Origin of the sequence: Novosphingobium resinovorum, from assembly GCF_001742225.1 — a bacterium.
Taxonomy (GTDB): Bacteria; Pseudomonadota; Alphaproteobacteria; order Sphingomonadales; family Sphingomonadaceae; genus Novosphingobium; species Novosphingobium resinovorum_A.
Genome location: NZ_CP017077.1, coordinates 196,791 through 211,708, shown reverse-complemented (window position 1 = coordinate 211,708; position 14,918 = coordinate 196,791). Strand labels below are relative to the sequence as shown.

Sequence of the window (14,918 nt, the reverse complement as noted above, 5' to 3'; positions counted from 1 at the left end):
ACGCGGAGCACAGATCGTGATCAAGAATAACGCGCTTATGGCAGCATCCCTGGCCGTTCTCAGCCTCAGCGCCTGCAACAAGAAGACTCTGAGCCCGCCACCGAAATGACCTCCGCGCCGGCTGCAGATGCCATGAACGAAACCGGGATGACTTCGGCAGAGAGCCCGGCGCAGGTCTTTGCCAACATAGCGGCTGCGAGCGACATGTTCGAGATCGAGACATCGAAGCTCGCAGCCGAGAAAGCCCAGTCCGCCAAGGTGAAGATGTTTGCCGAACAAATGGTCAAGGCTCATACCGGATCTACCAAGAAGCTGACCGCAGCCGCAGCGGCTGCCACACCGCCGATTACCCCGGCCCCGCGCATGACCGCGGCTCAGGATGCACAGCTTGCCGACCTCCGGAGTAAAACAGGCGCCGCGTTCGATGAGGCCTATGCCAAGGCACAGGTCAGCGCTCACCAGGCCACGCTGGATGCGCTCAAAGGCTACGCAGCGGGCGAGGATCAGGCATCGCTCAAGACATTCGCAACCGAATTGGTCCCCACAGTCACCGCTCACCTCAACATGGCGAAGGCCCTCTGACGACCCTTGCCCCGCCCGTAAATTCCCATAGACCCAAGGAGCGATCATGCCCGACCGGCTGACCATGCAGGACCCCCGCACCCAATACCCCAAGCCTCCCTTTCCCAAACAGCCGCAGCCGCGTCCAGGCATCGCAGGCAAACTGGAGCCTCGACCTGATCACGGTGAGAAAAGTTACATCGGCGCGGGCAAGCTCAAGGGGCGCAAAGCGCTTGTCACTGGTGGCGATTCCGGGATTGGCCGTGCGGCTGCTATCGCCTTTGCGCGCGAGGGCGCGGACGTCGCCATCGCCTATCTGCCGAGCGAAGAGGAGGATGCGCGCGAAGTTCTCGCCCTGATCGAGGAGGCGGGCCGCAACGCCGTAGCGCTGCCCGGCGACGTAAGCGACGAGGCCTGGAGCCGTCAGCTCGTCGAGGACGCGGTGAAGGGGCTTGGAGGGATCGACATTCTTGTCATTAATGCGGGGCGTCAGCAGTGGCGTGAGAATGTTGGCGAAGTCACGTCTGATGATTTTGACAAGACTATCAAGACCAACCTTTACGCCCGGCACTGGATCACGCAGGCGGCGGTGCCCCATCTCCCGGTCGGCGCCTCGGTCATCACCACGGCCTCGGTTCAGGCCTATGAGCCATCGGACATCCTGCTCGACTATGCGACCACCAAGGCAGGCATTGTCGCCTACACCAAAGCATTGGCGAAGCAGCTGGTGGAAAAGGGCATACGGGCCAACGTGGTAGCGCCGGGACCGTTCTGGACCGTGCTTCAGGCAAGCGGCGGACAGCCTCAGGAAATGGTTGCGCATTTCGGCGAGCACAGTCGTTTCGGTAGGCCCGGTCAGCCCGTGGAGATTGCACCAGTTTACGTCCTGCTCGCTTCGCAAGAGGGCAGCTACATCACCGGCGAAGTCTTCGGCGTGACCGGCGGCGCTGGGATCGCCTGAAACGATAGATGCTCGATAGAGTGTGGGGGTGGGCCGGCGGCAGTAGTGTAGTGGTACTCCCGCCGGGGCTTTGCATGCGCGCCCCCATGAAAGCTCGTCGCATGCGATGCATGGTGTCGCCAGGGCGTTGGGTATCGGTAGCACCCGGCCCCACAACGCCCACCGTCCTTCACACATAACTTAACTGCCTGGATTTTTACGAATACGTTTCATTTTCACAGTGAATTTCTCTGAGCGAAGTTAACAATTCCATCTAATTCGGATGAGCGATCTGAATTGCCTTCTGATATACATATTCCTGCGGTATGGCTGCGTCGCGACCCGAAGGGCTAAACCGCCCTACTCAACTTGCCCGGCCCTGAAATCAGGTGCCGGGCTTTTTCCCGGCTGCGGCCCGATCATCATACGGGTTGTCAAGAATGTGCGGCCAACCTCGACTTTCGCGTGGAAAGGGCCTCGGCCATGCAGCGACTGCCAGTCATGGTTTGCGGCGTTTTATATGTGGCGATGGTACCGGAGCCGCGGCTATAGATCTTCAGCAGCTGACAGATCGGTCTAGCGCATGGAGCCGTGATTTGAGCAACGCACAAAACGAATTTTTTTGTTTTCCCGATGCTCATTTACCGGGCCGCAGTGCGGTGCTTGCCGAATATGATATTCTCGATACCCCGCGCGAACAGCAGTTCGATGATGTTGTGAAACTGGCCGCTGCGGTTTGCGCGGCGCCGATCGCAGTCGTCAATCTCGTTGGAGATGATCGACAGTGGTTCAAGGCTGAAATGGGTCTTGGCGTTCGAGAAACCCCGCTCGATACCTCCTTTTGCGCTCACGCGATTCTGGAGGAGGATTTCCTGGAAATTCGCGATGCGACGAAGGACAGCCGGTTCGCGGCCAATCCCCTGGTCGACGCGGCGGGCGGCATTCGATTCTATGCCGGCGCATTGCTTAAAAATCAGGCAGGGCTCGCGATCGGTACGCTTTGCATATTGGATACCCGGACACGTCCTGAAGGGCTGAGCGAGCTGCAACGCTTCACCTTGCAGATGCTGGCGACGCAGGTCATGAGCCAATTGGAATTGCGCAAGGTCGCGAGGCAGGAGCGTGAGGTCAAGAATGAGCTCGCTAACGCCGCGCTGCGCTTTCAGTCGATATTCGACAGCGCCATCGACTACGCCATCATCGTCATGGATCGCACAGGATCCATCACCGACTGGAATGCCGGTGCAGCCAATATTCTCCAGTGGACAGCCGAGGAAATTGTTGGTCGCGATCTCTCGGTCTTTTTCACACCGGAGGACCGCGCCGCCGCAGTACCAAGCCAAGAGATGAGGCAGGCTCTAGCCAACGGCCGAGGGGCCGATGAGCGCTGGCACATTCGCAAGAGCGGAGATAGATTCTGGGCGAGCGGAGAAATGATGCCGCTCAAGGATGCGGATGACGTCATCATCGGCTTCGTAAAGGTTTTGCGCGACAAAACCCAGTCGCGTGTGCTCCAGGATCGTATGGCCCTGCAAGATGAGCGCCTGCAGATGGCACTTACCGCTAGCGGCTCTGTGGGTCTTTGGGATTGGATGGTGTCTTCGGATCGCATCCACGGTGATGCCAATTTTGCGCGACTTTATGGCCTTGAAGTGGACGGGTGCACCGAAGGTCTTACCGAAGAGCAATATCAAAAGTACGTCGTCGCCGAAGATCTCCCCGCTCTGCGTGCCAGCATTCGGGCGGTGTTCGAGCATGGTGCCGATTTCCTCGTCGATTATAGGCTCGCCATCCCCGATGAACAGATCCGCTGGGTCGAATGCAAGGGTCGGATGGTGGTCGATGCGTCCGGCCAGCCTTACCGATTTTCCGGGACATCGATCGACGTGACGGCACGCAAGGCCGCAGAGCAGCAAAAGCAGTTGCTGATGCGGGAAATGTCTCACCGCGTGAAGAAAAGCTTCGCCATGGTTCAGTCACTTGCTGCCCAAACCTTGCGAAACATCGATCCTGAGGTACGGGAAACGCTCCTGAGCCGGATCGTCGCGCTCGGTCAGGCGAACGACAGTCTCCTCCAGACGAGCTGGAGCGCCACGCAAATGTCAACGCTCCTTCAGCGCATCTTGTGGCTGGGCGCAGACAGCGGCCGGATCGCGCTGTGCGGAACTGATATGCAGGTCAGCGCCGAAGCCGCGATGTCGCTATCCCTAATCGTTCACGAACTGGCGACCAACGCGGTGAAATATGGCGCCTTGTCACATGAAGCAGGCCAGGTGGTGGTCAGTTGGCATATTGACGACCACCGCTTCCAGTTTCTCTGGCAGGAACGGGGCGGCCCGGTCGTGAAGCCACCTGCGCAAAAGGGCTTTGGATCGCGACTTATTTCCTTGGGCATCTGCGGCAGCCGGGATGCGCTGGTCGAATATCTTCCAGAAGGCGTGCAGGCGCGTTTCAGCGTCGATCTCAAACGTGTTTTCCCCAAGGTCTGACAATGGACACGACCTATAAGGAACGCGACAGGCGGGCTTGGAACGTTTAATCGATGGAAGGCATCGGTTCAGACGTAGAGGAGATGCCTATGCGCATTTCGGCCCAATCAGGGCTTCGCCTTTAGCGTCTTTGCTTGCCTATCCAGATCTCTGGCCTTCGCTTTGGCGGCATTGCGAATTGCCTGGGCTTGTTGCTCCAGCTTGTCGGCCTGCGCATCTGCCTGCGCTTCGATAGCGTGTCCCTGATCCTTGAGCGCATCCGCCTGAGAATCACGCGCCTTAGCGGCGGCACGATCTACGCGGTCCGCAGCGCGGCCAGCGCGCTCAGCGGGCCCGTTCCCCTCATAAGGTACACCCGAAGCGTTGGCAGCGGCTTCATCCTTCGCGGCACCTGCCTTCTCCTTCGGTGCGCGGCGACAACTACGATGGCCGGTCGTGTTGCCTCAAGCAAAGATGTTCCCGAGGCGTTTGCCGTTGCCTCATCAGAATGGTTCCCATAGCCGATTGGGCCAGATCTTTCCATCCATTGCCTGTTCGCGGGTTGCGGAGCGTAGCGAAGCGGCGCGCGAACAGGCAATGGATGGAGCGCCGTTCGCGCCACTATTCAGCCGCCACTGCGGCAGCCCCGAGGATCAGTGCGTCGGCTTTCGCTGCTCGCCACCGTTTGCGCTGTCGTTCGAAAGTCCTCAACTGGCCTGGGAGGTACAGGCCGGGGTGGTCCGCGCAAAGCTGTTCAAACAAATCACGAGACGTTTGCCCCATGGCGCTTTCGAACAGGGCGGTCACCTCGGTTGCCGTCGCCGCGAAGGGATCGACGCGGGTCCTCCAAGTACGCTGTGGACGCGCCGGTTCCTCCAGGGTGCCGGAATGCCAAGCATCCTTGAGGCTCGCCAGAAAGTCCCCAAGCCGCGCGTCCGGCTGGATTGCCCCCTCAACCTGCTCATCCTGTGAAAGATTGAGCAGTTGCTGCTGACAATGACGCATGCGTGCGAGCAGGTCGATGGGATCCAGGCTCGCCTGCATGGTCGACAACTGTGTCTTGATAGCATTGCTGACTCGGGCATCTGCAAGGAGACGCTGACAGGGCGTGACCGGCTTATCGTAGCGTTTGATAACCTTGGCGCCATGACGTTCCTTTGAGATCAGTTTGAAGGATGGTTGAAGCAAGTTTACAAACAGGCGCGAAGCGGCGTAGAGATTTTCAAGAATTTGGAGGGCTTCGAGCCCTTCATATCGACGATATCCAACCAGCTTTCTGACCACGGATCCGTTCTTCTGCTCTACCCACGCTTGGTCATTTTTGTGATACGGGCGAGAACGGGTAAAGGTTATATTATGAACTGCACACCAAGCCTGAATAGTTTCGTTCATAAAGACCGTGTCGTTGTCAGTATCCAGCCCAAGGATCGGCATCGGAAGTGATCGCTGCAGCTTGGTCAGTGCCTGCACCAGATACTCTTGCTCGCGAAACGGAATCGGCATCGTTTCGGTCCACCCGCTGGCAATGTCCGTGAGAGTCAGAGTCTGGACAAATCTTCCATCTGCGGACGGACCCGAATGGGCCACTAGATCGGCCTCAAAGAACCCCGGTGACGGGTCACCCCAGTCTGCAAAGGTGCGGACCGGGACCGCTGCCTTCACGGCCGCCGACGGTGGTGCCCGTCGCCGCCGCTTGGCCCCTTCGCGGAACGGCGCCAGACGGCGATCGATTGTCGCCGCACTCATGGTAAGGATCCCAGCCCGAATGGCTGGTAGCAGGGTCATATGTCCGTGGCGCTCCATGGCCTCGACAAGCAGCGGCAGCATTGCGTGTAACCGCTTTCCACAGACCCGGTCAGAGGCCTCCCACAGCGTCACCAGCGCGCCGTCCATCTCGTCGTTGTAGAGACGCATCTCCGGTCTTGGCGCGCCCCGCTCACGCCGCCCTGTAGCGCGCAGGATCCGGGCCGCATGCTTGCGGTGAAAGCCTGTAATGGCCGTGAATACATCGAGGATCTTCCCTCGATTCGCGCGATCGCCTTTTCGATACCGCTCGCCAGTTGCTGCAATCATGTCGTCGCGCGTCATCATGCTGACCCTCCTCATTTGTCTGCTCCACAATCAATATCTTCGGGAGCATTCTTGATGAGGCAACGACTATGCCTTGGGGAACAATTCTATTGAGGCAATGCGCCGGACTCCGTAATCGTCGCGCTACACCTTCGGACCATCACAGGCCGCGATCGTACAGGCCAGCGCTGCGGCTGCCATGAGCGTCGATGTCGTTTTCATGCTGATCCAACTTGCGGGAGCCGCGCACGTTCCACGCTATCGAAATGCCACCTCCCGCGCCGACGCCCATCAGGGTGTCATAACGACGCGCCTCAAGGTCTCGACGATGAGCGAAGAGCGTTGCAGAGGGCGTGCTCGAGATCTGTGCCACGAAACGGCTTTGCCAAGGTGGCGATGTCGCTGAACTCGTCCACATCGGCCGCGTGACCGTAACCGGTGGCGAATATGAAAGGCACGCCGCGCGATTTCAGCAACGTGGCAACCGGGTAGGACCGTCCCCCGTGAATGTTCACATCCAGCATCGCGAGATCAAACTCTTCTCGTTCCGCCAAATCCAGCGCGGTATCCAGACGCATGGCCGGGCCGACGACGATTGCGCCCAGTTCGGTCAGCGTGTCTTCGATATTCATGGCTACGAGCATCTCATCCTCCACGACCAACACGCGCTTACCCGCAAGAGACATTGCGGTCTCCCAAGTTGGCGAGCGGCGCTGTGATGAAGCATTTCAAGCCGGCAGGCGCGAAGGACATCTCCGCAGTGCCACCAAGTTCGGCTGCAAGACCGCGCTCGATGAGCCGCGAGCCGAATCCCTGCCTCGATCTCGGGGCCACTGGCGGACCATCGCGCTCCTCCCAAGCCAGATGGAATTTGGGATCCGGCCCTTCCTCCAGAGACCAGGAAGCGCTCACGCGCCCCTTGGCCGTTGACAGAGCGCCGTACTTGGCGGCGTTGGTGCAAAGCTCGTGAAGGGCAAGCGCGATACTGACGGCGGCCTTTGGTTCGAGGGCGATCGCCGGTCCAGCGACATCGAAACGGCCCCCACCAAATGGGTGAATCGCATTCGCGATAACGTCCGCCAGCATGGCGTAATCCCAGCTCTCCTGGGTAAGTAGATTATGCGCGTCGGACAGCGCGAGCAGGCGGCCCTCGAATGCTGCGCGCGCCTCTGCAGGCTCGCGATCCCCCTTGAAGGATTGCGCGGCAATTGACTGTACCACGGCAAGCGTATTCTTGACGCGGTGGTTCAACTCATCGACCAGCAGTTCGCGATGCCGCTCGGCGAGCTTGCGCTCGCTTATATCCTGAACCAGCCCATAGAAGCCCTCAATCGAGCCATTAGGCCCGCGTTGCGGGATATAATCCACGCGAATATGTCTCGGCCTGATGCCGGAATATGGCATGAAGGTTTCGAATTGAACTTCCGCACCGGCCAGCGCGGCGTCAATGTGCTTTTGAACGTGGGCAAGCGCATCCGAGCCGATCATGTCCTCAACGCGGGCCCCAAGGATTTCGTCGATCGGGCGGCCCAGCCAGCCTTCGTACGCGCGGTTCACAAATCGATAGCGCAAGTCACAATCGACATGGGATATCAGCACAGGTAGGGCGTCAGTGAGCGCCTGAAGGTGCTGTTCGCTGCGCCACTGCGCAGCCTGAGCAAGGTCGGTTTGCTCCCGCGCCCTGGAAAGCCGCTCGCGGGCCGCCTTTTCGCCGCGCAGTTCGGCGAGGTCGAGCGCACCGCCAATACGCGCGCGCAGCTCGAGCGCGCTGAAGGGCTTCACAAGATGATCGTCTGCGCCAGCCTCGAGGCTTTCAATTCGTGCGTCCTCACCCGCCTTGGCAGAAAGGAAAATGACGGGGATGGTTTGCGTTGCAGGGTCGTCTCGAAGCGCGCGAAGGAGCCCGAATCCATCCAGGTGCGGCATCATGATATCCGACAACACAAGATCCGGCCTCGTCTCGCGGGCCAAAGCCAGAGCCTGAGCGCCGTCAGAGGCAACTGTAACGTTGAAATCCGGTGCCAACAGTCGGCGGACGTAGGCGCGCATGTCGGCATTGTCGTCTGCCAGCAAAATCCGTGGGCGGTGTGGAGCAGGCTCGGGCAAGAGCGGGGCCTGCTCAGGAAGCCATCGCCGTGCCTCCTCGACGTAAGCACTCGCGCGAGCAGAGGTGGTTTCGAGTTCAACTGAGCCGACTGGAGCGGAGCCTGTCCCGGGCTGCGCAAGAGGAAGCTTGACCGTGAATGCTGCCCCGCGCCCTTCACCCGCGCTTTCGGCCACGATAGTGCCGCCCTGGAGTTCTACCAACTGCTTGACTAGCGCCAGGCCGATACCCGAGCCTTCATGGCTGCGAGATTTTTGCCCGGCGATGCGGTGGAACCGAACGAATATGTTATCAAGTTCGTGGGTAGCAATGCCAGCTCCGGTGTCACTGACCGTCAGTACGGCAGCATTGTCTGTCTCACTGAGACGGACCTCAATCGACCCTTCGTTGGTGAACTTGAAGGCGTTGGAAACGAGGTTGAGCACGATCTTCTCATACATTTCGCGATCGACGCGGGCGTGCCGTGACAGCGGCGATGCCGCGACACGAAAATCCAGACCGGCCTTTTCGATCGCCGCCCGAAAATTCGACGCCAGGTCAACCGTCAGCGCAGTGAGATCGACAGGCTCGGGCGCTGCTGTCATCCGGCTCGCCTCCACTCGGGAAAAATCTAGAAGGGTGTTCACGAGACGCAACATGCGGAGTGCGTTGCGGTGCGCAAGCTCGAGAGCATCGCGATGCGCCGGCATAGAGGTGGGCTCATCGCTCAGCGCTTCCTCGAGGGGGCCGAGTATCAGCGTGAGCGGAGTTCGAAATTCGTGCGAAACGTTGGAGAAGAACGCCGTCTTGGCCCGATCGAGTTCGGCCATTTCGGCCGCGCGGCGCTGCTCGTGCTCACGCGCCTCGGCATTGCGTATCGCAACGGAGACCTGCCCACCTACAAGCTCGAAGAAGGAGCGGTACGCTTCATCAAGAGCCCGATTGGGTGAAATTGCGCACACCAAAAGACCATCGACCGCATTCTGCTCACCTAGAACGGGCAGGCAAATAGCCGAGACTACAGGGTCAAGGTAGGCGCCGCCATGCGCAGATACATGGGTGTTGGCCGCGTCAATGACGAAGCTGGAGCCACTCAGTGCAGCGGACAAGCCCCAGGGATCGCCGCCCTCTCCCATTTGGCTGAGAATATCGGGTGCAAGACCGAAGGATGCGGCAACCTCATGACGAGTTGCAGTGCGCAGCAGCAGCGCAGCATAAGGTATGTCGAGCGGATCATCCGCAAGCGCGGCCATGATATCGAGCGCAGCTTGCCTCGTCTGCACCGCGCTGCCCGCCCTGGCAGCGAGCTCGCGAAGCAGCTTCAGGCGGCGCTCCCCCACAATCTGCTCCGTCACCTCCGAGCACACCGCAAGCATTCCGGTGATCACACCAGCGTCATCCTCCGCCGGAGCGTGGCTCACCGAAAAGTAAGCCTCTTCACGATATCCCGAACGATGCATCTCGAGGGGTAAGGCCGGTGTCCAGTTTGCATCGCCCGTCGCCATTACACGCTCGATCATCGGGCCAAGCGTCCCCCATGCCTCTGCAAGCGTTATCCGAATGTCGGTGCCAAGTCCGGCAGGATGTCTGTCTCCAATCAGCTTGGAATAGGCATCGTTGTAAATCTGGGTAAATTCGCCGCCCCACGTCAGAACCATCGGATATTGTGAGGACAGCAAAGTGCGTACCGTCGAGCGCAGGCTCTGCGGCCAGCTCGCTACAGATCCCAGCGGCGTTTGCGTCCAATCCAAATCCCGACCTATTGAGCGGATTTCACCGGAGCCGGAGAAAAGTTGCTGTGCCGCAGGCTGGCCCGGCGTATCGATAAGAGGCAATTGTAGGCTTTCAGGAAGGACTGATGAGACGAAGTGCGGCATTGATGGCATGCCATCAACGTTTCCTCCCTCAAAAAGTGCCGCAAAACCGCAGAATATTTCCAGACTGAGGAATTTGCGAACGTTTGCAGAGACACGTGGGCCGTATCCGCGACCTGCCAAATCTGATGGTTCCGACCCTTTGTCGCCATTCAGCGGCCCAATTCTGCTTCCCGATTTCGGCCGGTCCGGTTTTTTCTACGCGGCGGCCAAACGGCCGGATGGTTCGCCACCCGAGGCGACAAGCCATCCGGCCTTCGAGCGTGGTGATCAGATCTGCACTTGGCCGCCATCGACGAAGAGTTCGACGCCGTTGACGAAGCTTGCCTCGTTGGAGGCGAGGAACAGTACGGCCTTGGCGATTTCCTCGGGCTGACCGATCCGGCCCGCGGGGATCAGGCTGGCGAGATAGTCCTTGGTGCCCGCCGCCTGCTCGCTGCCGCCGAAGAGATGGTCGAGCCCGGCGGTCTCGGTTACGCCGGGGCTGATGGCGTTGACGCGGATGCGGCGATCCTTGAGGTCGAGGATCCAGTTGCGCGCGAAGTTGCGCACTGCCGCCTTGGTCGCCGAATAGACACTGAAGGCAGGCGTGCCTGAGATGCTCGTGGTCGAACTCGTGAGGATCACCGAGGCTCCGTCCTTGAGCAGCGGCAGCGCCTTCTGGACGGTGAACAGCACGCCCTTCACGTTGGTGTCGAAAGTGCTCTGGTAGTGCTCCTCGGTGATCGCGCCGAGCGGCATCATCTCGCCGCCGCCGGCATTGGCAAAGACCACGTCGATCTGCGCATGCTGCTGCTGGACCGCGTCGTAGAGCCGGTCGATGTCGGCGAGCTTGGCCATGTCGCCCTGGACGCCGATGACGCGCCCGCCGATTGCCTTCACCGCGGTATCGAGCGTTTCCTGCCGCCGCCCGGTGATGAACACCGATGCGCCCTCATCGGCGAAAGCTTTGGCCGTAGCCAGACCGATCCCGCTGGTGCCACCGGTCACCACCACCACCTTGCCATTGAATTTCTTCGTCATCGTCTTTCCCCTTCGTGTTCCGGCGAACCGCCGTTGCCCAGAAGAGATGCCCTCAGAACGATGATGCGTGTAGACAGCAGATGTGGCACTTAGCGTTCCACTGGAGGAACGATGATGCGGATCGACCTGAACGACTATGGCTATTTTGCCGAAGTGGTGGCGCACGGCGGCTTTGCCGCGGCGGGGCGCGCGCTCCGGGAGCCTAAGTCCAAGTTGAGCCGCCGCATCGCCGGGCTGGAGGAGCGCCTCGGCCTACGCCTTATCGAACGATCCAGTCGGCGCTTCCGCGTGACCGACACCGGCCTTGCCTTCTACGAGCGGTGCCGAGCCATCCTCGCCGAAGCCGAGCAGGCCGAGGCGCTGGTACTCGAGGCACAGACCGAACCCCATGGCCGCATCCGCTTCAGCTGTCCCACCGGCATGGTCGAGCCCATCTCGGGGCTGATATCCGCGTTCCTTGCCCGCTATCCAAAGGTGCGCCTGCAGCTCGTCGCGACAGACCGCGCGGTGGACCTGATCGAGGAGCGGATCGATCTTGCCTTGCGCGTGCGCGCCACGCTGACCAGCGATGCCGCGCTTACCATGCGCTCGCTAGGCAGATCGACGCGCATCCTCGTCGCGTGCCCCGAACTGGCATGCCAGATCAAACAGGTGGAGCAGCTCGCAAACCTGCCGACGCTCGCCACCGATGACGCCGCGGACGATCTCGAATGGCACCTGGAGACCGAGGATGGCCGCAAACATATGATCCGCACAGCGCCGCGCATGGGCTGCACTGACATGGCCGCGGTACGCAACGCCGCCATCGACGGCCTCGGCATCGCGATACTGCCCGACCACGTTTGTCGCGAAGCGCTGCTCGCCGGCAAGCTGGCCCACGTTCTGCCCGACTGGCGCGGGCTCCAAGGCATTGTGCACCTTGTCTTCACGACCCGCCGGGGTCTACCGCCATCCGTGCGAGCGTTGATCGATCATCTCGCGGCAGGTTTTCCCCGCGAGGTCGTAGCGACGGCGCTCTGAGTTCAAGTTCGGGTGAACCGCGAGATCATGGACGACCCTTTGCCGCCATTTAGCCACCAGATTCCGATGCCCGGGTGCGGACGGGCAGCTTTTCCAAACTGGATGGGCAAGATGGCCGACTATCAAACGATAGGTTGCGGATGCAAATGAGATAGCGTCGGTATTCGCCTGTCCAATCGCATCCCCACACTATGCTGGTGGCCATTAGGAAGATCGGGACGAATTCATGCAGCGATGTATGTAGGGAAGCGGGTAGAACGAGATTTCCAGATAGGCGCGAATTCGGCTATGCCTTGCCCATAAACAAGCGCGCGCCACCTTGCCACACCGGCAATCCGAAAGCGGCTTCAGGGCCCCGTTCCATGTTCACTGCGCCGATTTTCGACCTTACCCCTACAAAGACAGCATTCCCGTTCCTGCAGGGCGGCGGCGTCTGCGCAGAACTGATTGCAGACCGAGATTGGTCTACAAGCTCTCTGGGGCCCATAGCGCAATGGCCTCAGTGCCTCACCAGCGCTCTTTCGCTCTTACTGCGCTCGCGCGTCCCCATGGTGATGATGTGGGGACAGATCGGCGTCATGCTCTACAATGATGCCTATTCGAACTTCGCAGGTGGTCGCCACCCGGATTCTCTCGGCTCAGCAGTTCGTGAAAGCTGGCCCGAGGTCGCCGCGTTCAACGATGCAGTGATCAGGAAAGGTCTTTCAGGCGAGACCGCGCACTACCGCGACCAGCAAATGACGCTGCTGCGCAATGGAGCACCCGAGCAGGTCTGGATGGATCTCGACTACTCGCCAGTTCCCGATGCAGAGGGAAATCCTGCGGGCGTCATCTGCATCCTCTCCGAGACGACCGAACGGGTTGCGGCGCAGCGGCGCAGCGCGTTCCTCCTTTCCCTCTCCGACGATCTGCGGTCGCTCAAAACGCCCGCCGAGATCACCAATCTTGCCGCAATTCGCGTCGGTGAACTGCTCGATGCCAGCCGGGTCTTCTATGCCGAGATCACGAGCAGCGGCATGATGACCGTTGAGCGCGATTATTCACGCAGTGTCGGCTCGATCGCGGGCGTCCATTCGCTTGCCTCGTTTGGGCCTGATCTGCTGGCTGCCTATCGCAACGGGGCTCCGGTGGTCGTCTATGATGTCCCCGGCGACGATCGGCTGAGTGCCCCCGCTCGCGAAGGCCTGACTGCCAGGGAGGTCGGCGCTTTCATCGACGTTGTGTTGTTCGAGGAGGAGCAGTGGGTGGGTCTCCTCGCGGTGCAGAACGCGACGCCGCGCGTCTGGAGCCAGGCGGAGGAGATGCTCGTCCAGGAAGTCGGCGAGCGCGTCAAATCGGCCATCGAACGTGCCCGTGCGGAGCGCGATCGGCTATGGGATTTGTCGCAGGATATGCTTGCGCGCGCGGACTTCGCAGGAATGATGTCGGCGGTGAATCCCGCCTGGACGCGGGTGCTGGGCTGGAGTGAGAACGATCTGCTTACCCGCGAGTATACCGCCATCATCCATCCGGACGATGTGGCACATTCACTGGAGGTCATCGCGCGGATGGCGCAATCACGTGAGCCTGCACGCTTCGAAAACCGCATCGCCGCGCAGGGCGGCAGTTGGAAAAGCATCGAATGGACCGCCGCACCGGAACCCGATGGCATCAACTTCGTAGCGGTTGGCCGCGATCTCACCGAAACCAATGCGCGCAAGATTGAGCTGGAGGCTGCGCAGGAGGCTCTGCGGCACAGCCAGAAGTTGGAAGCAATAGGACAGTTGACCGGCGGCATCGCGCACGACTTCAACAACATGCTCACCGGGATCGTCGGCAGTCTCGATCTGATCCAGCGCAATATCGCTGCCGGCAGGTTTGACCGGGTCGATCGATACATCAATGCCGGTAATGCTTCCGCTCAGCGCGCGGCTGCGCTCACGTCGCGACTGCTGGCGTTCGGCAGACGGCAATCACTCGATCTGAAACCTACAGACATCAATGGTCTGGTCTCCGGCATGAGCGAGTTGCTCGAGCGGACACTCGGCGAGCAGACGGTGTTGGAGACGCATTTCCAGGCCGATCTGTGGGCAGCTTCCACCGACACCAACCAGCTTGAAAGTGCGTTGCTCAATTTGTGCATCAACGCCCGAGATGCGATGCCCGACGGTGGCCGCCTCATCATCGAGACCGACAATACCTATCTTGATGAACATTACACCCGAGATCATCCGGGCCTTGAGCCAGGCCAGTACGTAATCCTGAGCGTCAGCGACACCGGGATCGGTATGGCCCCATCGACGATCGAAAAGGTGTTCGAGCCGTTCTTCACAACCAAACCTGTCGGTCAGGGCACCGGACTTGGCCTCTCGATGATCTACGGCTTTGCCCAGCAGTCAGGTGGACATGTTCGTATTTACAGCGAGCTTGGCTTTGGGACCACGGTCAAGCTGTTCGTACCTCGCAGCCATGGCGAAAAGGAAGTCGTGAAGCGGCGCGAGGCCCAGTTCCCGCTCGGGAGCGGTGAGGCCGTAATGGTCGTAGAGGATGATCCTTCGGTGCGCCTCGTCGTTACTGAAGTCCTTCGTGAACTATGCTACAACGCCATCGAGGCCACCGACGCAACATCGGCCCTTCCACTGCTGCAATCGGACGAACGCATCGATCTTCTGGTCACCGATGTCGGTCTGCCGGGAATGAACGGCCGCCAATTGGCGGAGATCGCCCGCGAGGTACGACCAGCGCTCAAAGTGCTTTTTATCACCGGATACGCGCAGAATGCCGCGATACGATCCGACTTTCTAGGTGGGGGCATGGACATGATGACAAAGCCGTTTGCAGCGGACGCATTGGCATTGAAGGTCCACGACATGATCATTGGCGTCCCTTCTGCTTGATAC

General features: G+C 60.3%; 9 protein-coding genes. 5 read left to right on the top strand and 4 right to left on the bottom strand.

Annotation, left to right across the window (positions count from 1 at the left end; all coding sequences use genetic code 11):
* Window positions 1-132: 132 nt before the first annotated feature.
* The 3 genes from BES08_RS26015 (at window position 133) to BES08_RS26005 (ending at window position 3,990) form a co-directional block, all read left to right on the top strand.
* Complete coding sequence (locus BES08_RS26015) at window positions 133-582, top strand: DUF4142 domain-containing protein (RefSeq protein ID WP_338043881.1); 450 nt, start codon at window positions 133-135, stop codon at window positions 580-582.
* Between the two features lie 46 nt (window positions 583-628).
* On the top strand, window positions 629-1,522 hold the full coding sequence (locus tag BES08_RS26010) for an SDR family oxidoreductase (protein WP_069709746.1): 894 nt from the start codon (window positions 629-631) through the stop codon (window positions 1,520-1,522).
* Between the two features lie 575 nt (window positions 1,523-2,097).
* Window positions 2,098-3,990: a PAS domain S-box protein gene (locus BES08_RS26005; RefSeq protein ID WP_197524533.1), complete on the top strand. Its 1,893-nt coding sequence runs from the start codon at window positions 2,098-2,100 to the stop codon at window positions 3,988-3,990.
* A 600-nt stretch (window positions 3,991-4,590) separates the two neighbouring features.
* Here the strand turns inward: BES08_RS26005 and BES08_RS25995 are convergent.
* From BES08_RS25995 to BES08_RS25980, 4 genes are all read right to left on the bottom strand, one after another.
* A complete protein-coding gene (locus tag BES08_RS25995; protein ID WP_037520338.1) occupies window positions 4,591-6,075 on the bottom strand; it encodes an ISNCY family transposase in 1,485 nt (494 codons plus the stop codon).
* Between the two features lie 278 nt (window positions 6,076-6,353).
* Window positions 6,354-6,725, bottom strand: a complete 372-nt coding sequence (locus BES08_RS25990; RefSeq protein WP_069709743.1) for a response regulator — start codon at window positions 6,723-6,725, stop codon at window positions 6,354-6,356.
* Entirely contained in the window at window positions 6,709-10,119 is a 3,411-nt protein-coding gene (locus tag BES08_RS25985; RefSeq protein WP_156799977.1) for an ATP-binding protein, read from the bottom strand. Before BES08_RS25985 ends, BES08_RS25990 begins: the two co-directional genes overlap by 17 nt.
* A gap of 147 nt (window positions 10,120-10,266) precedes the next feature.
* Window positions 10,267-11,019 (bottom strand): SDR family NAD(P)-dependent oxidoreductase, encoded by a 753-nt coding sequence (locus tag BES08_RS25980; RefSeq protein WP_069709742.1) that lies wholly within the window; start codon window positions 11,017-11,019, stop codon window positions 10,267-10,269.
* Between the two features lie 114 nt (window positions 11,020-11,133).
* On the opposite strand from BES08_RS25980, the gene BES08_RS25975 reads away from it, so the two are divergent.
* Both BES08_RS25975 and BES08_RS25970 read left to right on the top strand, forming a co-directional pair.
* On the top strand, window positions 11,134-12,039 hold the full coding sequence (locus BES08_RS25975) for a LysR substrate-binding domain-containing protein (protein ID WP_069710186.1): 906 nt from the start codon (window positions 11,134-11,136) through the stop codon (window positions 12,037-12,039).
* A gap of 362 nt (window positions 12,040-12,401) precedes the next feature.
* Complete coding sequence (locus BES08_RS25970) at window positions 12,402-14,915, top strand: ATP-binding protein (RefSeq protein ID WP_069709741.1); 2,514 nt, start codon at window positions 12,402-12,404, stop codon at window positions 14,913-14,915.
* Window positions 14,916-14,918: the final 3 nt, after the last annotated feature.